Below are 22,550 nucleotides of genomic sequence, written 5' to 3' on the forward strand. Positions count from 1 at the left end.
ATGTTTATTACATTTCTAACCAAAAACATACATAATAAAAACATATCTAAACAAAAATAGCCCGATGGAGCAACTCTTTAAGAAAAGAGATGTTCCATCGAGCTATTTAGGTTATTCATGCTCAAATATTTCCCGGGAAACCCCAGGCTTTAGACGCTTAGTACGTAATCAGCGTAAATACATCTACGTCAGGCAATTTCGCTCGTCCATTCAGATCAGACAGCTCAATAAGAAAAGCAGTCCCTACCACATTTCCACCAAGCTGACGTACCAAATTCACTGATGTAGCGATGGTTCCGCCTGTAGCAAGCAGATCATCCGCAATCAAAACATTTTGTCCAGGCTCAATTGCATCCTTATGCATAGCCAGCATGTCCTTGCCGTATTCCAAACCGTATGCTTCCTCGATAGTCTCACCAGGTAGCTTGCCACTTTTACGGATGGGAATAAAACCAACACCAAGCGCATAAGCCAAAGGCGCACCTACAACGAATCCCCGTGCTTCGGGACCTGCAATCAGATCAATTTTCAAATCCGATACCAGTTCCTTCATATCATTGATTGCCTTGCGATACAGTTCTCCATTTTTCATCAGGGTCGTAATATCCTTAAAACTAATCCCTGGTTGTGGAAAATCGGGAATCACCCGAATATATTCTTTGTAGTCCAACTTAGTTCCTCCTACTGTAAACTTCTAATTAGTATGTCCAGCCTACAACATTGACTTTGAGGATACGCCTCAAGACGCGCCCTTCATAAGCGACATAATCCAGCTTGTCATCTGGGTTGTATCCGCATCCAGCAAATAACGCTCCATTTCAGCCATATCATGCAATTCCTGATAACGTGGAGAAGCCGTTAAATCTCGCTTGGGTGGATTGGAAACAAAACAGAATCGCCCTTTTGTACGGGTTATAAACTCAAGCTCCTCGAAAATATCCAGCACTTTAGATAGCATTCGTACTGAACAGGAGCATTGACGGCTAAGAGCAGGCAGCATTGCTTTTTCATCCACAGGCTGCGTCCCTATTTGGGAAAGCACAACGTAAATACGCTTGAACAGCTCCCTGTCCGGGCTGACGAGTCGACCGCCTCGTTCACTGATCGAATGAAGAAGAAACACATTCTTCACATCTTCAAACGTAGACCACAATGCCTGCAACTGCTCTGGCGTATCCGGTGGCTCCAACACGAACAGTGACTTTACAGAGTGTTGCGTATCCCTTCGATCATCACCGGGAGTAACGCCGCCCTCCTTATCATATACCCATATGGATTCGGCGTTCACTGGACGAGACGGACGAAGCCTGGACGATGGATGCATCACAACAGCAACGTCATTTTTCCGTTCTTCTATACGAGGATGAAAAATCTTAAGCCCCCGCTCCAGCTCAGCAAAAGGGTCCGATACACCCCGATAATCAAAAATTTGCGGAGCCTGTACACGGATATCCTGCATCATCAGTTGGAGGGAGCGTTTGCCGTTCCATTCGTTAATAGATAGCTCGCCCAGCAGATCAAGCTCTGTTTGCTGCTGCAAAAAATCAGCCAGATCACCACGCCGGAAGGCAATCGCATCCAGCGATAATCCGTTTTGCTCCAGCAACAGCTTTACATGATTTTTCTCACGCCCCATTTTACGGGCCTCACGCAATTGAAGCCCCTGTAACACGAAACGTGGAGAAGGGTTCCCCATACCAAAGGGCTGGAGTAACTCCAGTTCTTCAACCACCTGTATAGATACCTCGTCCAGACGACAGACCATATCTGCCTCGGCTACAGGAACGAGATTGTCTGGCGTCAAAATGGAAGCGGCATAGTGATTTAACCGTTCCTCAAATGATGCCAGATTGTCCCGAGACAGCGTCATACCCGCAGCCGAAGGATGACCACCAAAGTGCTCCATCAGGTCATGACTGTCTGTCAGAGCACTATAAATATCCAGGGCCGGAATAGAACGGGCAGACCCTTTGCACATTCCTGTCTCTGCATCTATGCCCAGAATAATGGTTGGACGATAATAGCGATCCAGCAACTTGGATGCCACAATCCCCACGACACCCACGTTCCAGCCTTCACCAGCCAATACGATTACAGACGGCAGCGTGCCTCCATTCAGCTTGGCTGCCAGCTGCTGCTCGGCTTGCTCCACAATACGTTCAACTACTTGCTGACGCTCCCGATTGAGCAGATCCAGCGCATGCGCGAGCTGATCAGCTTCTTCCTCCTGCTCTGTCGTCAAAAGGGAGACCGCCCGTCCTGCATGATCCAGACGTCCACTAGCATTAATCCGGGGAGCCAAGGCAAATGCAATGTTGACAGAGGTCACTGTAGACATATCCACACCCGCTACACCAAGCAACGCCCGAATACCCGGAAACGCAGAGCTTCTCATAGACTGAATCCCTCTGCGTACCATCGTCCGGTTCTCACCATGTAACGGCATCAGATCAGCTACCGTACCGATAGCAGCAATTTCAAACCATTCCTCGGGTACTTCATCCAGCAGCGCCTGTGCCAGCTTTAGAGCGACACCTACACCAGCAAGACCCTTGAATGGATAGGGACAGCCAGGTAGCTTAGGATTGATCAGAGCATACGCTTCAGGAAGCACAGCAGGAGGCTCGTGATGGTCTGTAACAATAACATCTATACCCAAGGTTGCCGCATAAGCGATTTGCTCTACTGCACTAATTCCCGTATCCACTGTAATGACGAGCGTAACCCCCTGCTGGTTAGCCCAATCAAGGGCATGATTGTGCAGTCCATATCCCTCATTGGAGCGGTGCGGAATATAAATATCATACGAAGCTTTCAGGAAGCGCATAAGCTGAATCATCAACGACGTACTGGATACCCCGTCCGCATCATAATCACCATAAATTAATATGTGTTCGCCACGTTCTAGCGCCTGACGGATCCTCGGAACTGCCTCTTTCATGCCCATGAGCAGAAAAGGGTTGTGTATGTCGTCTGCACTCCCGTATAAAAAACGGTTTGCTTCCCCGGCCGTAGTGACACCCCGATTCACTAAAAGCCGGGACAACAATGGTGAAATCCCCAGCTCTTCCGTCAACGGCTGAGCCGCTTCCAGGCTAACCTCCGGGGTCTTCCATCGGTACTGCGAATGAAGCAATCCTATTCACCTTTCTTTCATAGTCGCCCTGCTATTATTGCAGCAAGGACGACACATCATTATCCGGTAGTTCATGATTAGACTTGTAAGGATACCCGGCTTGATAAGAAACGAACTGCATCTGTACATGGGTCACCTGCGGAAAACGTGCCAGTAGCAGATTTTTTGCCCGATCAGCAATTTCCTGCGCTTCTTGCACAGTAATCCGTGGGTTCACGCTAATGGTTACATCCACAGTTATAAAATGACCTGCTTCCTGTGCATGCAGATGCTCAACTGTTACGATACCATGCACCCGCTGTATCGTCTCCATAAAGCGTTGTGAGTCTTCCTCACGCAGAGGTTGCGCAGGAGCCGGATAGGCGGTATTCAGTACCATCAGATATCCTTTACGCAATACCAGACAGGCTACCAGCAACGCAGCAGTCGGGTCAAGATATAATAATGCAGGCCACTCCATCGCTTCGCCTGTCATTGCCCCAATCATGCCGATCAAAGCAATCAGCGATGCATAAAGCGAATACCGTTCATGATTAGCGTACAAATCTGCTTCAGCCTTATGGCCGTGTTTAATGGAGTAACGGTATTGAAACTGAAACAGCGACTCTCTCAGTACCAAAGCAGTGAAAGCGGTAATTAGTGCATACAGACCTGGAGCCTGCGGATCTGGACTGCTTAAAGTACGAACAGCCGATATGCCCAACTGAAGACCACTCATTAGCACCAATATAGCCAGCACTACCGATATGACAGTCCGGACTTTTTCACCGTTTCGCAACCGTGCCAGTATACCATGCTCTGCTGCACCTTTGGAAAACAAAAGCTCTTGCAAACGGGAAGCACTATCCGTAGTCGTATGCAGCGCATCACCCATCAACGCCTTACTGTTTGCCGCATAACCGACGGTTCCCTTTAGAACAGCCAGTGCAAGATTACCCACAATCCCGCTCCACGCCGCAGTTTCCAATGATCGGCTGCGTTCGCTATTCACAACGTCTCCCCCTCAATCCTGAACTGACAATTTCCCGGTAATGCTCCATTTCAAATTCTCCAAACCTTAGAAAACCGCGCCCATGCAGACGCGGCTTTTTCTTTCATTCATACTGCTGATGTTAAACATAATTTAAGACTTTGCAGTCTTGGCGGCACCACCGCCTGCTGCCGGAGACTTTTGTTTTCCTTTCAAAGCTACCCACAACGGGCTGGCAATGAAGATAGAAGAATAAGCACCGAACAACAAACCAATAACCATTGCAAGCGAGAACATCCGAATCGACTCGCCGCCAAAAATGAACAAGCACAAGGAGGCAATAAACACAGTAAACACCGTTGCAAGTGAACGAGTCATCGTCTGTGCAATACTGTGATCGACCACCTGTTCCAAGTCGTCCCTGGACTTCTTCTTTGCAAATCGTAAATTTTCCCGAATACGGTCAAAAATAACGACGGTGTCATTGATGGAGAAGCCGACAATCGTCAGAATTGCCGTAATAAAGGTCAAATTTACTTCAAGACGGAAAATGGAAAAAATACTGATAACGAGAAATGCATCATGCAACAGCGAAACAATGGCTGCGATGGCAAACCGCCATTCAAACCGGATCGAGATATAAGCAGCAATGGCTACACAGGCTAACAAAATCGCCCATATTGCATTTCGCTCCAGCTCTTGCGCCATTTCCGTATCTACCGTATTAACCTCAAAGGAAGCCTTCGGATCAAGCTCTTTATTGAAAGATGTTTTAAAATCATTCACTTGCTGATCCGTCAATACCTGCGAAAAGCGAATACCAAAGCGCTCTTTACCCGGCGTATAATCCACCTCTTTGCCGATACCCTTCTTGTCCAGCAAAGTTTGAATCTGTTCCTGTGTAACTGCTTTGGTCAAATTGACATCCACATTGGAACCGGAACGGAAATCAACACCGTAATTCAAACCGAAAATCGACAAGCTCAAAATACCAAGCAGCGTGATAATAATCGAGAACGTGTAAAACCACTTGCTCATCTTGATATATTTAAAGTCCCAATTAAAGCGCACTGATATCACTCTCCTTCACACCAAAATACTTGGGCTTCTTCACAGCATCCGCTTTAACCAGCAGATTGAGCAAGAAACGGGAGAAGAAGATATTCGTCAAAATACTGGTGACAATATCAACGATGAGCACCAGAGCGAAACCTCTAACCGAGCCTGTTCCCAGACCGAACATAACAGCAGCCGCTATAATTGTCGTAATATTGGCATCCATTACGGTACGGAACGAGGCCTTACTACCTGCGATAACAGAAGAACGAATCGTTTTCCCTGTCTTGATTTCTTCTTTAATCCGCTCATACGTAATGATATTGGCATCGACCGCCATCCCGATCCCCAGCACGAACGCTGCGATACCCGGAAGCGTGAGTACAAACCCGCCTAAGTAGAAGATGGCAAGCACCAGCCAGGTATGAACGATGAGACAGAAGCTGGCAACCAGTCCCGGTACACGGAACATAAAAATCATAAATACCAGAATAATGATCGAACCGATCAAACCGGCATGGATCGTTTGATTGAGTGACAATTGGCCCAGTGTAGCGCCTACACTCTGAGAATATTTTTCCGTCAGTTTGAGCGGAAGCGCACCTAGGTTAATCGTATCGGCCAGCTTGTTCGCTTCATCACGAGTGTAGTTTCCTGTGATCGACGCACTGCCATCCGTCAGTTCTCCACGTACCGTAGGTGCAGAAAGTAATTCCTGATCCAGGAAAATAGCCAACTCTTTGTTCAGAAGTCGCTTTGTAATTTCAGCAAACTTGGCTTTGTCTTTCACTTTGATACTAATTTCAGGTTGGTTCAGTTGGTCAAAGCCGACAACAGCGCCGTTCTCCACAAAATCATTCCCGCGAAGCTCAACTTTGCTGTATTGGCCCGGCTTTTTAGCATCCGCTGCCGTTGCACTGCGGAACGTCAGCTCGGCAGGCTTTTTCAGCATGGAGCGGACTTCTGCCTCATTGGATACACCAGCAAGCCGCACACGAATACGGTTGGTGCCCTCCGTTGTTACTTCCGGCTCAGTCGTACCGAGCGCATTAATCCGTCTCTCCAGACTTTGAGCTGTTTGTATGAGAGACTGTCTGGTTACACTCTGCCCGGCTTCCAAAGGCTGGGCTTCATATAAAATTTCAAAGCCTCCCTTTAAATCGAGGCCTAGTTTTAAACTGTTCAGCAGGCCCGGGCTTGTCCCGACCATAACACCAGTGGTTATGAGCACGACCACGATGAAACTTAGAATTCTCTTCATTCCGTCCCATGTTCCCCTTTCATTCTCAATATTCCTATTATAGCTACCCCTCAAAAAGCAGTCAATTTGAACGCAAAAAAAAGACCCCCTTCTATTCGAAAGTGGAGCCCCGTAATGCGGACATTGTCAAATAGTTCATAAAGCTCGTCGCTTTAAGGGAAAGTATATCGTTAACGAGCTTGTGCAGCGGAGGAATACCCTCCTTTTCATATTTATGGCTGACACAATTCCAGACGTCCTTGCTTGTGACATGCTCATAGCCTACGAGAATCAACTCGTCCGCCTTGCTTTGACACAGCATCTCAATTGCGTCATCCCAATCCTGCTCATCCAGCTCTTCCATACCCACGATGGCCGTTCCTCCTCCCAGCGACTCCGGTTCCGCAGATCAGCAATTAGCGGGGTTATTGACTGCTTTATAGAACATTTCTGCCCTGATCCTGGAAAACCCTTCTTTTTCGTCGAAAATAGCCGTAAACCAACAATATATGCATTCATTTCGATCGTCAATAGCAGAATTCACCACTCCTTCTCTTGTTGTCCTGATCCCTCTGCTTTCAGTCGGAAAAGCTTGTCATGAACATGGACAGGTCCAGCATATCTTTTACAGTAACACATAAACGCGGAATTCATTTTTGGGGAAGAGGGAGTTGCGATTGAAAAAGCAGACATTCATCCATGGAGCAATTATTTTATTAGCGGCTGGAATTATCAATCGGCTGCTGGGTTTTATTCCGCGAATCGCGCTCCCGCGTATTATCGGTCCCGAAGGAGTCGGCTTGTACCAACAGGGTTATCCCTTTTTTATCGTGCTGGTAACCCTTATTACCGGGGGCATACCGCTTGCCGTAGCCAAGCTAGTAGCCGAGTCTGAAACTGCGGGTCAACCGGAAATGTCACGGCGTATTTTGCACACCAGCCTGCGCTTCACTGTTACACTTAGCCTGCTGGCCATGGTGCTCTGTCTTCTCTTTGCCCCCTGGATTACAAGCCACCTGCTGACAGACAGCCGTGTTTATTATACATTTGTCAGTATGAGTCCGATGATTGTCATTGTTGCTGTTTCCTCTGCCTACAGAGGCTATTTTCAGGGAAAACAAAATATGATTCCGTCCGCAAGCTCCTCCATTGTCGAGACTATCATGCGCATTTTTTGCGTCATCTGGTTTGCTTACCTGCTCCTTCCACATGGCGTGGCCTACGCTGCTGCAGGGGCGATGCTCGGCGCGCTGGCGGGTGAACTCATTGGCATGATTGTTCTTCTATGGCAATACAAATGGAACCAGCAAAAAGGTCACATACCCCTACAACCGGAAGTTCCTCCATCTTCAGGTGCTCATTCCGAACAACCGTCTGTGTTGTCACGACTTCTATCTATATCGGTTCCCGTAACAGCCGGAAGACTTGTGGGATCGTTGTCCTATTTGCTCGAATCTATTCTATGTATGCGTAGCCTGGCCGTAGCAGGTATTGCCACCGGAGTGGCAACCGCCCAATACGGGGCCATGCAGGGTATGGTCATTCCAGTGTTATTACTGCCCGGTGTTCTCACCAGTTCACTGGCTGTTTCCCTTGTACCTTCTTTATCCGAAGCTGCTGCCAAGGGACAAATGACAGCCATTCATAAGCGATTGCATCAATCCCTTCGGCTTGCTTTAGTTGCAGGAGCCCCATTTGCTGTCATTATGTACGTATTGGCAGAGCCTCTGTGCCTGCTGCTCTACAACAATGGCGACATTGCGGGCATGCTTAAGCTCATGGCTCCTTTTGCTCTTTTTATGTACATTCAGGCCCCGCTTCAGGCAACACTTCAGGCTCTGGATCGTCCCGGAAGCGCCTTATTCAATACCTTTGTCGGAGCCGTTATCAAAATCGCGCTTATTGTCTGGCTTGCTTCCCAGCCTCAATACGGTATCTATGGAGCAGTCATTGCCATTTGTATCAACAGCGCCATAGTCACCCTTCTGCATGGCTTCAGTGTAAGCAGACTGCTTCGGTTTCGTGTGCGGCTGCTTGATTTCTGGAAAACCGGAGTCGGCATGATTATCATGGCGGCTGCCGTCTTATATGCTTACAGACATCTAACGGTTTTCAGTCAAATGTGGCTGCAATTTCTTTTCGCCGCAGGCTTGGGCATTATTCTGTACCTTTTTCTGATGACTCTGACCAAAATGATTGACTGGGACAATCTCAACCGTATCCCCATCCTGAGAAGATGGTTTAAGGCATAGCAGGCTTAATCCGAGGATTCCCCAAAGGCAGGCGGCGTAATATATACATCGCCTTTATGGTTAACCGAGCACAAGAAAACATCCTTAAAATCTTTATGTCCTTGAGCTTGAATCTGATTTTTAAGCCAAAAACGGTTCATATCCATACGCTCCAAATTCCGATCCAGCACTTTGCCATCCATAATCAACGGAATGGGAAGGCCTTCATATCTAAACTTCCCGCCGATTTGAGGCGAAGGATGGACTTTATCCTCCTGTTGATCGTTGTTTATCAAATTCGTTTGTTCTAAATTTGGTTTCTGCTTTTCAGATTCACTATCTCCAACGTCATCATCTTTACTTATGACCGTGAGCTTGCCTGTCGTTTCCAAAATAACATATTCTACATCGTCCAAGCCTTCGATATTTTGTTCCCGAAGTTGTAACAGCAGATCATCTAAATTGTAGCGTTGCTTCAGCATTTCTTCCCTGTTTATTTGTCCATTGGAGAACAATACACTGGGCTTACCATCGAACAGCAGCCGCAGACGCCGACTTTTAAGACTGAAATACGAAATGCCGATCTGCAAAATCAGAAGCACGCCCAAAGGAATCAATCCTTCATACAACGGACGTTTTATATCTTCCAAACTGAATACAGCGATTTCCGCAATCATAATGGATATCACGAGGTCAAAAACAGATAATTTTCCGATCTCCCGTTTACCCATTAATCGCATAACCAGAAATACAATAAAATACATGAGCAATGTTCGAAATATATGTGCAAAAATATCGTGACCCAACATGTCCGCCTCCTCTCCTGTACTTGCAACAAGACATTCGCCGTTCATTGTACACGTATTCTGACCGTTTCTCATACCAACCATACAAAATACAAAAGGTTAAATTATTCAAATAAAGACAAAGACTGCTTACGACTTGGTACTAAGCCGGGAGGCTTGGCCATAGAATTATAATAGTTCAAACCTTGGTACAGGAGGAATTATCAATGGAGCTTATTCGCCGCTGGTGTTCGTTTCGTCTGGCCCATCCCATTCTATCCGGTTTGTTTTATGCTTTTGCATGGATGCTGTTTGGCGCATTTATCCTTTCGCTACTCTTGTGGCTGACACAGATGCAGGAACAGGATTTATCGTTGTATACGTACATCGTTCATGCATTCGCCATGGTATCTGGCGGCTTCGTCGCTGGTAAAAGATCCACGAACAAAGGCTGGTATCAAGGCGGCATTACAGGCATTTTGTATGGGCTAATCGTGCTGCTGGTCGGTTTTCTGGCACTGGATGCAGGCATGAACGCCAAAGATCTTTTGCATTTGGGAATTGCCTTTATCATTGGAGCCGGGGGCGGGATGTTTGGGATTAACCTGAACAGATAATCAAAGTGTATGTGGCGAAACAACACAAAAAACCGAGCCCTTCTCAAAGGCTCGGTTTTTGCATGATATGCTAATATTCTATGATTTGGAAACAACTTCCTCGGAAGCTGCATCTTTAGCAATCGCATTGCTGATCGCGCTGCGATCAAAGGTTAGCTTCGTAACATCATTCACACGCAAAACGACCACATCATCCGTAATCTCCATAATTGTACCGTGAAGACCTCCGATTGTAATCACTTTATCACCCTTTTTCAAGGCTTGAAGCATCGTTTGACGCTGCTTCTGTTTTTTCTGATTCGGACGAATCAGCAAGAAATAGAAGATTACAAACATCAGAGCCAGTGGCCAAATCATTTGAAAAAGCCCCCCAGCTCCACCGGGTGCAGCTGCAGCTGTAGCAAATTGGAACATATTAAATCCCCCTTTCGTATACTCTCCCCTAAAACTTAAAAACCTTTATCATTATCATGAAGACCGTACTGCTCAAAAAATTCATCGCGGAAATCAAGCAGTCTGTCATCCATAATCGCTTGTCTGACATTGCGCATCAATTGAATTAAGAAATGCAAATTATGATACGTTGTCAGTCGGAGCCCGAAGGTTTCATCGGCTTTAATCAAGTGTCGTAAGTAAGCACGTGAATAATTACGACAGGTATAGCAATCACAAGCCGGATCAAGCGGACCGAAATCTCTTGCATATTGGGCATTGCGAACGACAAGACGACCTTGGCTGGTCATCGTTGTCCCGTTGCGAGCAATTCGTGTTGGAAGTACGCAATCAAACATATCCACACCACGGATAGCGCCTTCAATCAAGGCATCCGGAGATCCTACGCCCATCAAATAGCGCGGCTTGTTAGTGGGAAGCAGAGGAAGCGTATAATCCAGCACTTCATACATCAAATGCTTCGGTTCGCCTACGCTCAGTCCACCAATAGCATACCCCGGGAAATCCATGGAAGTCAAATCCGCCGCGCTCTGCTTGCGCAGATCTTCATGCATCCCTCCCTGAACAATGGCAAACAACCCTTGATCATGAGGACGCGCATGCGCCTCCAGACAGCGCTCAGCCCAACGGCTGGTGCGTTCCAACGATTTTTTCACATACTCATATTCAGCCGGAAAAGGAGGACATTCATCAAAGGCCATCATAATATCCGAACCGAGCGAGTTTTGAATTTCCATGGCCACTTCAGGCGAAAGAAACTTTTTATCTCCATTCAAATGAGAACGGAAATGAACGCCCTCCTCCGTAATTTTACGCATTTCACTCAATGAAAACACTTGAAACCCGCCGCTGTCCGTTAAAATAGGACGATCCCAGTTCATAAAATTGTGTAGACCGCCTGCTTCACGAATAATATCGTGACCAGGACGAAGAAACAGATGGTACGTATTACTCAAAATAATCTGAGCATCCATTTCTTTCAGTTCCTCAGGACTCATCGTTTTAACTGTAGCTTGTGTCCCTACAGGCATAAAGGTTGGTGTCTCAATAACCCCGTGAGGTGTATGCACACGCCCGAGACGAGCTCCCGATTGTTTGCAGGTTTTAATATGTTCGTATCTTATTGCTGGTGCCATATTTTCTCTACCATCCTTAATTAATAAATGAACATTGCGTCCCCAAAGCTGAAAAACCGATATTCCCGGTCAATCGCCTCCTGGTAAGCATGCATAATATTCTCCCTGCCCGCCAATGCGCTGACCAGCATAACCAATGTGGATTTAGGCAAATGAAAATTCGTAATCATCGCATCTACCACACGGAATTCATAACCTGGATAAATAAAAATCTGCGTCCAGCCGCTGCTGGCCTGTAATAGCCCATCACCGAATGTATTGCCCACCGTCTCCAGCGTCCGGCAACTGGTTGTCCCCACCGCCACAACTCTTCCGCCACGCGCTTTGGTTTCATTCAGCACATCTGCCGTTTCCTGTGACAATGAGTAATATTCTTCATGCATCACATGCTCTTCAATCGTATCCACAGACATGGGTCTGAACGTTCCTAAACCGACGTGAAGGGTGACAAAGGCAATGGAAACACCCTTTTCTCTAATTCGGTCCAGCAATTCCTCTGTAAAATGCAGCCCTGCGGTTGGAGCCGCGGCTGAGCCTTCATGCCGGGCATAAACCGTCTGATAACGCTCACGGTCATCCAGTTGCTCCTTGATATAAGGTGGAAGCGGCATCAATCCAAGACGATCCAATATCTCTTGAAAAATACCTTCATATGAGAAAGAGAGTACTCTTCCGCCCATATCGCCTTCTTCCTCAATGACCGCCTTCAGCTCATCACCGAAAACGATAACCGCGCCCTTTTTCAACTTCTTGCCGGGTTTTACCAATGCTTCCCATCGGTCACCCTCCAGTTGCTTGAGCAATAACACCTCGGCCTTAGCTCCCGTGTCTTCCTTGATACCGAACAAGCGTGCAGGAATCACTCGCGTATCATTCAGCACCAGCGTATCGCCCGGTTGAAGATACTGCACAATATGTGAAAATGTATGATGACCCACTTCACCGCTCCCCTTGCTCAACGTCAGCAATCTGGAAGCACTTCGATCAAGCAAAGGCGTCTGTGCAATTAATGTTTCAGGTAATTCAAAATCGTAATCGTTTACGTTCATATATTGGTCAGTCCTTAACTATATCCACATTTTTGTAATAGTGTTGCAAAATTTTCTTGTAATCATACCCCTGATCAGCCAAACCGTTGGCTCCCCATTGTGACAAGCCCAAACCGTGACCATTCCCTTTGCCTGTAAAAATAAAGCTTTGCGTTTTGTCGATGACGCGCGCATGACGATCTTCATTCATGACGATCACCCCGTTACCACTGGAAGTGCTGCTCCCTGATGCTGACAGGATTGTAGTTCCCTGTGCACCATTTACATGAGTAGTAGCCCCATCAGCGCCTAATACAGTATAACTGCCGGTACTCACAATATCAAACAGCGTGCTCGGCAATCCACCCATTGCTGAACGATACATATCAGGATATTTCACCTTTAAAGGCGACCCGTTCGCTTCAACCTCCAGCACTCGCCCGGACGGACCACGTTTGGTGACATCGAGATGGTCGATAGAGGACGGTGCTGTGCCCGTTACTTTCCCTTGCAAGGATTTTACAAGCTGAGCGGCCGTAAAGGGCCCCCGTACCCATGCGTAGTCGCCGGATTGAGGTACCTTTTCCAATACAATCATCTCTTCACCGGGCTGTGCCTTGGCTACTGCTGCCACGTTTGATTGAATTTGAGGAATGGGACGCACATTGGTATTTTCAGCAGTCACGGTAACTTTGTCCAGCCCCGCCTCTGTGACTCCCTCCAACTCCTTAACATTATCTTCTCGGATATAGCCTGTCTTTCCGCTGGAGAGAAGCACGTGATACCACTCCTGTGCTCCTTTTTGCGCCGAAATATCTCCAGAGCTATCTACACTGGCAAACGATTCGCCGCCACTGTTCCACACCTCGGAAGCATCCGCTGTAACGCCACCCGCATTGGATGAAAATACAGCTTCAACCACCTTGCCGCCACTTTTAATCACTTCACCAGCGGTTGCATCAACAGCCTCGCTAACATTCGCATGCTCGGAGGCCTTGCCATTATATGCCTGGCTTAGCGTTCCATCCACCACGTTCCCGATCTGAAACCGATTTCCTTGGGCAAGCGCATAGCTGCGAGCCGCTACCGATTGAGCCTTTAGTGCTTCATCCGGCCATGAGGAATAGACTTCAGCTCCTACCACGGAATACAAATACTGCTCCAACGGCACTTCGTTTACAAGTGCTAGCTGTCCTGACGTCATGCCAATCTCCATGTCGCCACGATATGTACGCTGTGATCTCTCAACCACTTGGATTCCATCGTTGCCTCCGTTGACAGTAACCTTGCTATTATCAGAACCACTCAGCACGTAATGAGTCATCACCTGAGAGCCTGTCGTTACTCCTGCTTCCTGTCTCACAATCAGTCCAGTTTGAGTAGCGCTGACCTTAGAGAGCGTAAGTCGCGGTTGCTTGCTTTCCAGTTCTGTTTTCAAAGCTAAGAACTTGCTGTCATTACTCTCTTCACCGACCCACACAGCATATTGACCTCTCGATTGAATAACGGTAAAAGCATCAAAACCTGCGGCGGCAATCGTCGTTCGGACGAGATTGGCCTCTTGCTCACTGCCATAGTTCCCTGTAGACCAATGCTTGTTCCCTGTAACTTCGGCCTGTACCCCGGTTGCAGTAGAAATGCGCTGTACAGCAGCCTGTGCAGCCTGTTCACTCGCATATATACCCGCATACACCTGATAGACAGAGCCGCCGTTTTTCGAGCCAATAAAAACCGTCGGTTTATCATTGGTCTTCTGCAACACTTGAGCCGCTTTTATCGCAGCTGCTTCATTTCCTTCAAGTACCTTCACCCGATAGCTGTCTACACTAAAACGTGCTGTGCTGTCTGGAAGTCCCGTCCAGGCCTGAAAGCTGCCCCCACTGTTTTGTCCGACACTCAGCCCCCCTGATGATTTCAAGGTTACTGCGGGTACAGTCGCTTTATATTTGCTGCCCAGATCCGCAAAGATCACTACACGAATATCCTCTTGGGTAGCAGCGGCATGAACAGTCGGAGACCAAGGCAGGCAAACTACAGCTAATATTATAGCCGCTGTCGCCCGTTTGGCCCGACCCGCCCATGTGCCTAAAATAGTGTTTTGATTCAACGCCTTTTCACTCATTTCTGGCTCCCCCATTTCTGGCTGTCATAGCACGCATACTGCATGATTTGGCGGGAACTTGACTCATACCTGTCCCTTTAAATACATCGGCGAAATACGCCTAAACTTGAACCCGCTCAAATCTTAATTCACGCACTCTCTTTCTCCATACCATCCGTCCTGCAATGTCATATTTGTCAAAGCCGTGTAATCACGTTAAGAACTAATCACAGCTACATTTTTCTCCGTAATAGCCGCTACTGCCTGTTCTCAAGTGATAAAAATACACACTCCCTGCTCACCTTGAATCCGTTGGCATGGGAATTCCGAGGTGAGCATAAGCCGCTGGAGTGACCATCCGACCCCGCGGCGTTCTTTGCAGAAGGCCGATTTGCAACAAATATGGCTCATACACGTCCTCGATCGTCTGACTTTCTTCACCAATGGTCGCTGCAATTGTATCCAATCCCACAGGCCCGCCACGGAATGAATGAATCATCGCCTTAAGCATTTTATGATCAATTTCATCCAGTCCACGCGGATCAATTTGCAGTCTCTTTAACGCCTCTGCGGCCAACTCTGAATGAATAATACCGTCTCCGGCAACTTGGGCAAAATCACGCACCCTTTTTAACAGCCGATTCGCAATCCGTGGCGTCCCCCGTGAACGCAGTGCGATTTCTTCGGCTGCATCCCCGACAATTTCAATCTCCATAATATCCGCGTTCCTTGATACGATGTAGGCCAGCTCGTCTGTCGTATAGAACTCCAACCGACTAATGACACCAAATCGGTCACGCAACGGCGCAGAAAGCAGCCCCGCGCGCGTAGTAGCCCCGATAAGCGTAAAGGGCGGCAAATCCAGACGGACTGAACGCGCACTCGGGCCTTTACCAATCATAATGTCCAGCGCAAAATCCTCCATTGCCGGATACATGACTTCTTCCACCGTACGGTGCAGGCGATGTATCTCGTCAATGAACAAAACATCGCCCTCTTGAAGATTGGTCAGCAACGCTGCCAAATCTCCGGGTCTTTCAATTGCCGGGCCTGAGGTCGTGCGTAAATTAACGCCCAGCTCGTTGGCGATAATATTGGCGAGCGTCGTTTTGCCCAATCCAGGCGGACCGTACAGCAGCACATGATCCAGCGCCTCTTTACGCATCTTGGCCGCTTCAATATATATTTTCAAATTTTCTTTCACCTGATTTTGCCCGATATATTCGTTCAGATAACGGGGGCGAAGGCTTAGCTCCGCCGTCTGGTCTTCCATCATCAAATTGGCGGAAATAATCCGGTCATCCATATTCCATCGCTCCTCTTTTCACCAGACTTCTTTTAACGGACATCATCGTCCTATCCGGCAAACAACAGTTGCAAAGCCCGTTTCATCAAAATATCGGCAGATTCATCAGGTTTCGCGTCTTTCTTCATTCTGCTCCATACCTTATCCAGCTCCGCATCTGTGTAGCCCAGCGCCTTAAGTGCTTCTCGTGCCTCGCTCCAATAGGAACCCTCGCCTTCCTCCACGACAGGCTCCGCAAACAATCCGGTCGCGATCCCGACTGAGCCGATGCCGTCCAGCTTGTCCTTCAAATCCAGAATCATGCGTTGCGCCGTCTTTTTACCGATGCCCGGCAGCTTGGTGAGAAACGCGATGTTCTCTTGATAGATTGCCGTTACCACATGAGTGGGTGTACCGCCTCCCAAAATACCAAGCGCCACACGCGGCCCAATTCCGGATACATCAATCAGCTTACGGAACAACTGCTGTTCCTCACGAGTCGCAAACCCGAACAGTAAAGTAGCATCGTCCCTTACATGATGATGAATATAGATGACAATCGGCCCTTCTGTTTTAGCAAAGGCATAAGGGTTCGGACAAAATACCCGGTACCCAACCCCTTGTACATCCAATACGACATATTCATTTTCCAAGTGAGCCACAGAACCACGCAAGAAATCTATCATTTTCGCAATACCTCATTTAATTTTGAATTTAGTCCATATGAATGCGCATGGCAAATAGCCACTGCCAAAGCATCCGCCACATCATCCGGTTTGGGCACGACTTGAAGCTTCAGAAACATTCTTACCATTTCCTGTACTTGCTTCTTCTCAGCCTTTCCATACCCTACAATAGCCTGCTTCACCTGCATAGGCGTATATTCCCCTATAGGCAGACCACGTTGCTTCGCAGCCAGTACCAGCACACCGCGCGCCTGACTCACAGACATTGCGGTTGTTACGTTACGATTAAAAAAAAGCTTTTCCAGCGCTACCGCATCAGGCTTATATTTATCAATCAATTGCAGCATGCCTTCATACACATGAAGCAACCGCTCTTCTTCCGGTGTATGAGCCTCCGTCTGGATGCAGCCATATTGAACAGGAATCACCTTACTGCCAATCTTGTCCACAAATCCAAAGCCCACAATTGCAATGCCCGGATCAATTCCTAGAAAACGCAAAAAAATCTCTCCCCTATCGCCAAAATACGGCGTTAACTAGCCATTAACGATCAATATCAAAACCATAATCATTGCCAAATACTAAACAAAGCGAACATATGTGTCGTTCTTTCATTATAACAAAACTTTGCATCTAATAGAGTAAAAAGTTTAATCTTAAGTTCAGCACAAAAAAGAGACGTTATACGCCTCCCCCCCGGGCAAAGCCTACACGCCTCTTTCTTGCATGTAATCAATATTGCTGCTTCAATACCCGCTGTGTTCGCTCCACTGCAAAATCACTAAAAGTAGAGATCACACTGTTGTATTCGTTCATATCCTGCACACGGATTCCCTGCTGGAGCTGCTCATACACTCCTTCGGGCAGAGCCGTCTCCATTGATCCCACATCCAGCTGAAAGAAAGTCCGAATTACTTTTTCCTTTTTAGGCGGTCCTTCAAACAAAGTAAGCTGTCCATCCATACTCATACCCATGTAGGCGTGCTGCTTGCATAACTCCGACAAATCCTCCACTTTACGCTCCAGCCACACCTCGCCCCTGGAATTTAACCGTCCCTTCCAATCGGGATGCTGCTTCAGCAAGCTCTCTAACTGCTGCGAACTTAACGTTCCCAAAGAAAGTGTCTCTGTACCACACACATAGGTAGTTAACAAATGAGTCTTTCTGCTGATGCCAGAAGCACGAATACTTTGCAATACCTGCACCTGCGAGGAATGCACTTCAGCCGGACTCGTGTGTGAAGGCTCCTCCGTATCAACGTCCGCCATAACGGTAGTAGCAAGGGGCTGTGACAGCATAGTCTGCATATGACGTGAAAACAGGATACCTAAACCTGCCAGCAAACAAGCCGATCCAAAAATAGTACAGGCCCACACCGTTCTTCTCCACTGCTTCCAGCGTCGTTTAATTTGTTTTTTCCAGCTTAATCGCTTCACAGTAATCCCTTCCGTCCCACTTTTTGTGTTAGTGTGACCTGACGATTACTGATTTATACAAAAAAGACAACAAGTACAACAAAAAAGCCGCTTCTTCAAGCGACTTTCCTTTTAAATCGGGATGACACGATTTGAACATGCGACCCCCTGGTCCCAAACCAGGTGCTCTACCAAGCTGAGCTACATCCCGAAATACATGCCGGTGAGAGGACTCGAACCTCCACGGTTTCCCTCACGATTTTGAGTCGCGCGCGTCTGCCAATTCCGCCACACCGGCTTATGAAGTTAAATGGCGCGCCCTGAGAGATTCGAACTCCCGGCCTTTTGATTCGTAGTCAAACGCTCTATCCAGCTGAGCTAAGGGCGCAAATATGGAGCGGACGACGGGAATCGAACCCGCGACCCTCGCCTTGGCAAGGCGATGCTCTACCGCTGAGCCACGTCCGCAATACAATAATATCCATGACATATAAGTTCATGAATGGTGAGCCATGAAGGACTCGAACCTTCGACACCCTGATTAAAAGTCAGGTGCTCTACCAACTGAGCTAATGGCTCCCAACAGGGTAGTACAACTTTGTAAAAATGGCGGAACTGACGGGATTCGAACCCGCGATCTCCTGCGTGACAGGCAGGCATGTTAGGCCTCTACACCACAGTTCCAAAAGAATTTCCTTAGGGGAAATTAATTGCGGGGACAGGATTTGAACCTGTGACCTTCGGGTTATGAGCCCGACGAGCTACCGAACTGCTCCACCCCGCGATAATATTAGGGAATGCTATATAATAAATAAATGGTGGAGGCTGAGGGGCTCGAACCCCCGACCCTCTGCTTGTAAGGCAGATGCTCTCCCAGCTGAGCTAAGCCTCCATATTATGACCCGTAGGGGAATCGAACCCCTGTTACCTCCGTGAAAGGGAGGTGTCTTAACCGCTTGACCAACGGGCCTTAACAATAAATAATATCTGGCGGAGAGAGAGGGATTCGAACCCTCGAGACGCTTTTGGCGCCTACACGATTTCCAATCGTGCTCCTTCGGCCAACTCGGACACCTCTCCATATATGGCTCCCCGAACAGGACTCGAACCTGTGACAACTCGATTAACAGTCGAGTGCTCTACCAACTGAGCTATCAGGGAATAGTAATCATAAGGATTTGCTTGGCGACGTCCTACTCTCCCAGGACCCTGCGGTCCAAGTACCATCGGCGCTGGAGGGCTTAACGGTCGTGTTCGGGATGGGTACGTGTGGAACCCCTCCGCTATCGCCACCAAACATGAATTTACATCGTAAATTCTTCCGTGTAGATTTCTGGTACCACGCTACTGCGTGTATAGAAATCCAACGTATTCGTATGTATCTTCTACATACCTTCAAGGTGTTACACCCTGAAAACTGGATCCGAAACTCCATTGCGTTCTATCTTTAGGATAAGCCCTCGACCGATTAGTATTGGTCAGCTCCATGCATTACTGCACTTCCACCCCCAACCTATCTACCTCGTCGTCTTCAAGGGGTCTTACATACTGGGAAATCTCATCTTGAGGGGGGCTTCACGCTTAGATGCTTTCAGCGCTTATCCCTTCCGTACATAGCTACCCAGCGGTGCTCCTGGCGGAACAACTGGTACACCAGCGGTACGTCCATCCCGGTCCTCTCGTACTAAGGACAGCTCCTCTCAAATTTCCTACGCCCACGACAGATAGGGACCGAACTGTCTCACGACGTTCTGAACCCAGCTCGCGTACCGCTTTAATGGGCGAACAGCCCAACCCTTGGGACCTACTTCAGCCCCAGGATGCGATGAGCCGACATCGAGGTGCCAAACCTCCCCGTCGATGTGGACTCTTGGGGGAGATAAGCCTGTTATCCCCAGGGTAGCTTTTATCCGTTGAGCGATGGCCCTTCCATGCGGTACCACCGGATCACTAAGCCCGACTTTCGTCCCTGCTCGACTTGTAGGTCTCGCAGTCAAGCTCCCTTCTGCCTTTGCACTCTTCGAATGATTTCCAACCATTCTGAGGGAACCTTGGGGCGCCTCCGTTACTCTTTAGGAGGCGACCGCCCCAGTCAAACTGCCCACCTGACACTGTCCTCGCACCGGATCACGGTACCAAGTTAGAACCTAGATACGATCAGGGTGGTATCCCAAGGATGCCTCCTCTCAAGCTGGCGCTCAAGTCTCTCAGGCTCCCACCTATCCTGTACAGATCGTACCCAAATTCAATATCAAGCTGCAGTAAAGCTCCATGGGGTCTTTCCGTCTTGTCGCGGGTAACCTGCATCTTCACAGGTATTAAAATTTCACCGGATCTCTCGTTGAGACAGCGCCCAAGTCGTTACGCCATTCGTGCGGGTCAGAATTTACCTGACAAGGAATTTCGCTACCTTAGGACCGTTATAGTTACGGCCGCCGTTTACTGGGGCTTCGGTTCATAGCTTCGCCCTAAAAGGACTTACCACTCCCCTTAACCTTCCAGCACCGGGCAGGCGTCAGCCCGTATACTTCGCCTTGCGGCTTCGCACAGACCTGTGTTTTTGCTAAACAGTCGCTTGGGCCTTTTCACTGCGGCCCCCTCGGGCTATTCACCCTACCGAGGCACCCCTTCTCCCGAAGTTACGGGGTCATTTTGCCGAGTTCCTTAACGAGAGTTCTTCCGCGCGCCTTAGAATTCTCTTCTCGCCTACCTGTGTCGGTTTGCGGTACGGGCACCTTCTCCTGGCTAGAGGCTTTTCTTGGCAGTCTGAGATCATGACCTTCGCTACTACAATTTTCGCTCCCCATCACAGCCCAGCCTTACGATGTGCGGATTTGCCTACACACCAGCCTCACTGCTTAGACGGACATCCATCAGTCCGCGTCACTACCCTACTGCGTCACCCCATCGCTCATAACGGATTACGGTGGTACAGGAATTTCGACCTGTTGTCCTTCGACTACGCCTTTCGGCCTCGCCTTAGGTCCCGACTTACCCTGAGCGGACGAACCTTCCTCAGGAACCCTTAGGCTTTCGGCGGATCTGATTCTCACAGATCTTTTCGTTACTCATACCGGCATTCTCACTTGAATGCAGTCCAGCGCTCCTTACGGTACACCTTCAACCCGCATTCAACGCTCCCCTACCCCTGATACCTAAGTATCAAGCCATAGCTTCGGTGGCGTGTTTAGCCCCGTTACATTTTCGGCGCAGAGTCACTCGACCAGTGAGCTATTACGCACTCTTTCAATGGTGGCTGCTTCTAAGCCAACATCCTGGTTGTCTGTGCAACTCCACATCCTTTCCCACTTAACACACACTTGGGGACCTTAGCTGATGGTCTGGGCTGTTTCCCTTTCGACAATGGATCTTAGCACTCACTGTCTGACTCCCGGAACCAAGTCTATGGCATTCGGAGTTTGACTGAGCTTGGTAACCCTTGCGGGCCCCGCACCCAATCAGTGCTCTACCTCCACGACTCTTATTCCGAGGCTAGCCCTAAAGCTATTTCGGGGAGAACCAGCTATCTCCGGGTTCGATTGGAATTTCTCCGCTACCCCCACCTCATCCCCGCATTTTTCAACATGCGTGGGTTCGGGCCTCCAGTGCGTGTTACCGCACCTTCACCCTGGACAGGGGTAGATCACCCGGTTTCGGGTCTACGTCCACGTACTCAAGTCGCCCTATTCAGACTCGCTTTCGCTACGGCTACAGTTTTTCACCTTAACCTTGCACGGGAACGTAACTCGCCGGTTCATTCTACAAAAGGCACGCCATCACCCATAGATCGGGCTCTGACTTCTTGTAAGCACACGGTTTCAGGATCTATTTCACTCCCCTTCCGGGGTGCTTTTCACCTTTCCCTCACGGTACTGCTTCACTATCGGTCGCCAGGGAGTATTTAGCCTTGGCAGATGGTCCTGCCGGATTCATACGGGGTTTCACGTGCCCCGCACTACTCGGGATCCGTCTCGGAGGGAACAGGTTTTGAACTACAGGGCTTTTACCTTCTCTGGCGGGCCTTTCCAGACCTCTTCATCTAACCGGTTCCTTTGTAACTCCATGTGAGACGTCCCACAACCCCAAGGAGCAAGCTCCTTGGTTTGGGCTAATCCGCGTTCGCTCGCCGCTACTGACGGAATCACTATTGTTTTCTCTTCCTCAGGGTACTTAGATGTTTCAGTTCCCCTGGTATGCCTCTGTTCTGCCTATGTATTCAGCAGAAAGTGACTGTCGATGAAGACAGCCGGGTTTCCCCATTCGGACATCCCCGGATCAAAGCTTGCTTACAGCTCCCCGAGGCTTTATCGTTGTTCGCCACGTCCTTCGTCGGCTCCTGGCGCCTAGGCATCCTCCGTGTGCTCTTTGTAGCTTAACCTAGCATTTACTTCGTAAATGCGATTTGCTTTG

At 48.5% G+C, this 22,550-nt stretch carries 17 protein-coding genes, 11 tRNA genes and 2 rRNA genes; 2 read left to right on the forward strand and 28 right to left on the reverse strand.

What is annotated here, in order from left to right; translation table 11 throughout:
* Nucleotides 1–157: 157 nt before the first annotated feature.
* The 6 genes from NST83_RS18190 to NST83_RS18215 form a co-directional block, all read right to left on the reverse strand.
* Nucleotides 158–670, reverse strand: coding sequence for an adenine phosphoribosyltransferase (locus NST83_RS18190; protein WP_137064042.1), 513 nt, complete (start codon nt 668–670; stop codon nt 158–160).
* Nucleotides 671–739: 69 nt separating this feature from the next.
* The gene (gene recJ, locus NST83_RS18195) at nt 740–3,136 is read right to left on the reverse strand and encodes a single-stranded-DNA-specific exonuclease RecJ (RefSeq protein WP_342415184.1); all 2,397 of its coding nucleotides are present in this window, start codon (nt 3,134–3,136) and stop codon (nt 740–742) included.
* 34 nt (nt 3,137–3,170) lie between these two features.
* Complete coding sequence (locus tag NST83_RS18200) at nt 3,171–4,127, reverse strand: cation diffusion facilitator family transporter (RefSeq protein WP_342415185.1); 957 nt, start codon at nt 4,125–4,127, stop codon at nt 3,171–3,173.
* Between the two features lie 132 nt (nt 4,128–4,259).
* Entirely contained in the window at nt 4,260–5,177 is a 918-nt protein-coding gene (gene secF, locus NST83_RS18205; RefSeq protein ID WP_342415186.1) for a protein translocase subunit SecF, read from the reverse strand.
* Complete coding sequence (secD, locus tag NST83_RS18210; protein ID WP_137064046.1) at nt 5,167–6,423, reverse strand: protein translocase subunit SecD; 1,257 nt, start codon at nt 6,421–6,423, stop codon at nt 5,167–5,169. The genes secF and secD overlap by 11 nt, the downstream gene beginning before the upstream one ends.
* A gap of 91 nt (nt 6,424–6,514) precedes the next feature.
* Entirely contained in the window at nt 6,515–6,772 is a 258-nt protein-coding gene (locus NST83_RS18215; RefSeq protein ID WP_013311570.1) for a post-transcriptional regulator, read from the reverse strand.
* 307 nt (nt 6,773–7,079) lie between these two features.
* Between NST83_RS18215 and spoVB the strand changes: the two genes are divergently transcribed.
* Entirely contained in the window at nt 7,080–8,654 is a 1,575-nt protein-coding gene (gene spoVB, locus NST83_RS18220; protein ID WP_342415187.1) for a stage V sporulation protein B, read from the forward strand.
* A 5-nt stretch (nt 8,655–8,659) separates the two neighbouring features.
* On the opposite strand, the gene NST83_RS18225 is transcribed toward spoVB, so the two are convergent.
* Nucleotides 8,660–9,439, reverse strand: coding sequence for a DUF421 domain-containing protein (locus NST83_RS18225; protein WP_342417992.1), 780 nt, complete (start codon nt 9,437–9,439; stop codon nt 8,660–8,662).
* A 206-nt stretch (nt 9,440–9,645) separates the two neighbouring features.
* Between NST83_RS18225 and NST83_RS18230 the strand changes: the two genes are divergently transcribed.
* Complete coding sequence (locus NST83_RS18230; protein WP_137064048.1) at nt 9,646–10,035, forward strand: TIGR04086 family membrane protein; 390 nt, start codon at nt 9,646–9,648, stop codon at nt 10,033–10,035.
* Between the two features lie 78 nt (nt 10,036–10,113).
* Here NST83_RS18230 and yajC read toward each other — a convergent pair whose 3' ends face one another.
* The 21 genes from yajC to NST83_RS18335 all read right to left on the reverse strand — a co-directional run bounded on the left by yajC (nt 10,114) and on the right by NST83_RS18335 (nt 22,518).
* Nucleotides 10,114–10,449: a preprotein translocase subunit YajC gene (gene yajC, locus NST83_RS18235; protein WP_137064049.1), complete on the reverse strand. Its 336-nt coding sequence runs from the start codon at nt 10,447–10,449 to the stop codon at nt 10,114–10,116.
* Nucleotides 10,450–10,484: 35 nt separating this feature from the next.
* On the reverse strand, nt 10,485–11,624 hold the full coding sequence (tgt, locus tag NST83_RS18240; protein WP_342415188.1) for a tRNA guanosine(34) transglycosylase Tgt: 1,140 nt from the start codon (nt 11,622–11,624) through the stop codon (nt 10,485–10,487).
* 20 nt (nt 11,625–11,644) lie between these two features.
* Complete coding sequence (gene queA, locus NST83_RS18245) at nt 11,645–12,673, reverse strand: tRNA preQ1(34) S-adenosylmethionine ribosyltransferase-isomerase QueA (RefSeq protein WP_342415189.1); 1,029 nt, start codon at nt 12,671–12,673, stop codon at nt 11,645–11,647.
* Nucleotides 12,674–12,680: 7 nt separating this feature from the next.
* Nucleotides 12,681–14,774 carry a SpoIID/LytB domain-containing protein gene (locus tag NST83_RS18250; protein ID WP_342415190.1) on the reverse strand — a complete coding sequence of 698 codons (2,094 nt, stop codon included), beginning with the start codon at nt 14,772–14,774 and terminating at the stop codon, nt 12,681–12,683.
* 277 nt (nt 14,775–15,051) lie between these two features.
* Entirely contained in the window at nt 15,052–16,059 is a 1,008-nt protein-coding gene (gene ruvB / locus NST83_RS18255; RefSeq protein WP_025681892.1) for a Holliday junction branch migration DNA helicase RuvB, read from the reverse strand.
* A gap of 50 nt (nt 16,060–16,109) precedes the next feature.
* Nucleotides 16,110–16,724: a Holliday junction branch migration protein RuvA gene (gene ruvA, locus NST83_RS18260; protein WP_025681891.1), complete on the reverse strand. Its 615-nt coding sequence runs from the start codon at nt 16,722–16,724 to the stop codon at nt 16,110–16,112.
* A complete protein-coding gene (gene ruvC, locus NST83_RS18265; RefSeq protein ID WP_137064054.1) occupies nt 16,721–17,224 on the reverse strand; it encodes a crossover junction endodeoxyribonuclease RuvC in 504 nt (167 codons plus the stop codon). The genes ruvA and ruvC overlap by 4 nt, the downstream gene beginning before the upstream one ends.
* A 232-nt stretch (nt 17,225–17,456) precedes the next feature.
* Nucleotides 17,457–18,161 carry a BofC C-terminal domain-containing protein gene (locus tag NST83_RS18270; RefSeq protein WP_342415191.1) on the reverse strand — a complete coding sequence of 235 codons (705 nt, stop codon included), beginning with the start codon at nt 18,159–18,161 and terminating at the stop codon, nt 17,457–17,459.
* Nucleotides 18,162–18,277: 116 nt separating this feature from the next.
* Nucleotides 18,278–18,351: transfer RNA gene (locus tag NST83_RS18275), tRNA-Pro, on the reverse strand.
* A gap of 7 nt (nt 18,352–18,358) precedes the next feature.
* Nucleotides 18,359–18,438 (reverse strand) — tRNA-Leu (locus tag NST83_RS18280).
* A gap of 13 nt (nt 18,439–18,451) precedes the next feature.
* Nucleotides 18,452–18,528, reverse strand: a tRNA-Arg gene (locus tag NST83_RS18285).
* Between the two features lie 5 nt (nt 18,529–18,533).
* Nucleotides 18,534–18,608, reverse strand: a tRNA-Gly gene (locus tag NST83_RS18290).
* A gap of 35 nt (nt 18,609–18,643) precedes the next feature.
* A tRNA-Lys gene (locus tag NST83_RS18295) sits at nt 18,644–18,719 on the reverse strand.
* Nucleotides 18,720–18,747: 28 nt separating this feature from the next.
* Nucleotides 18,748–18,824, reverse strand: a tRNA-Asp gene (locus tag NST83_RS18300).
* Between the two features lie 26 nt (nt 18,825–18,850).
* Nucleotides 18,851–18,924: transfer RNA gene (locus NST83_RS18305), tRNA-Met, on the reverse strand.
* Nucleotides 18,925–18,956: 32 nt separating this feature from the next.
* Nucleotides 18,957–19,032, reverse strand: a tRNA-Val gene (locus NST83_RS18310).
* 6 nt (nt 19,033–19,038) lie between these two features.
* A tRNA-Glu gene (locus tag NST83_RS18315) sits at nt 19,039–19,110 on the reverse strand.
* 18 nt (nt 19,111–19,128) lie between these two features.
* Nucleotides 19,129–19,220, reverse strand: a tRNA-Ser gene (locus NST83_RS18320).
* Nucleotides 19,221–19,225: 5 nt separating this feature from the next.
* Nucleotides 19,226–19,301, reverse strand: a tRNA-Asn gene (locus NST83_RS18325).
* A gap of 19 nt (nt 19,302–19,320) precedes the next feature.
* Nucleotides 19,321–19,437: ribosomal RNA gene (rrf, locus tag NST83_RS18330) — 5S ribosomal RNA — on the reverse strand.
* Nucleotides 19,438–19,588: 151 nt separating this feature from the next.
* A 23S ribosomal RNA gene (locus NST83_RS18335) occupies nt 19,589–22,518 on the reverse strand.
* Nucleotides 22,519–22,550: the final 32 nt, after the last annotated feature.

Origin of the sequence: Paenibacillus sp. FSL R10-2782 (assembly GCF_038592985.1) — a bacterium.
GTDB classification, from domain to species: Bacteria; Bacillota; Bacilli; order Paenibacillales; family Paenibacillaceae; genus Paenibacillus; species Paenibacillus terrae_C.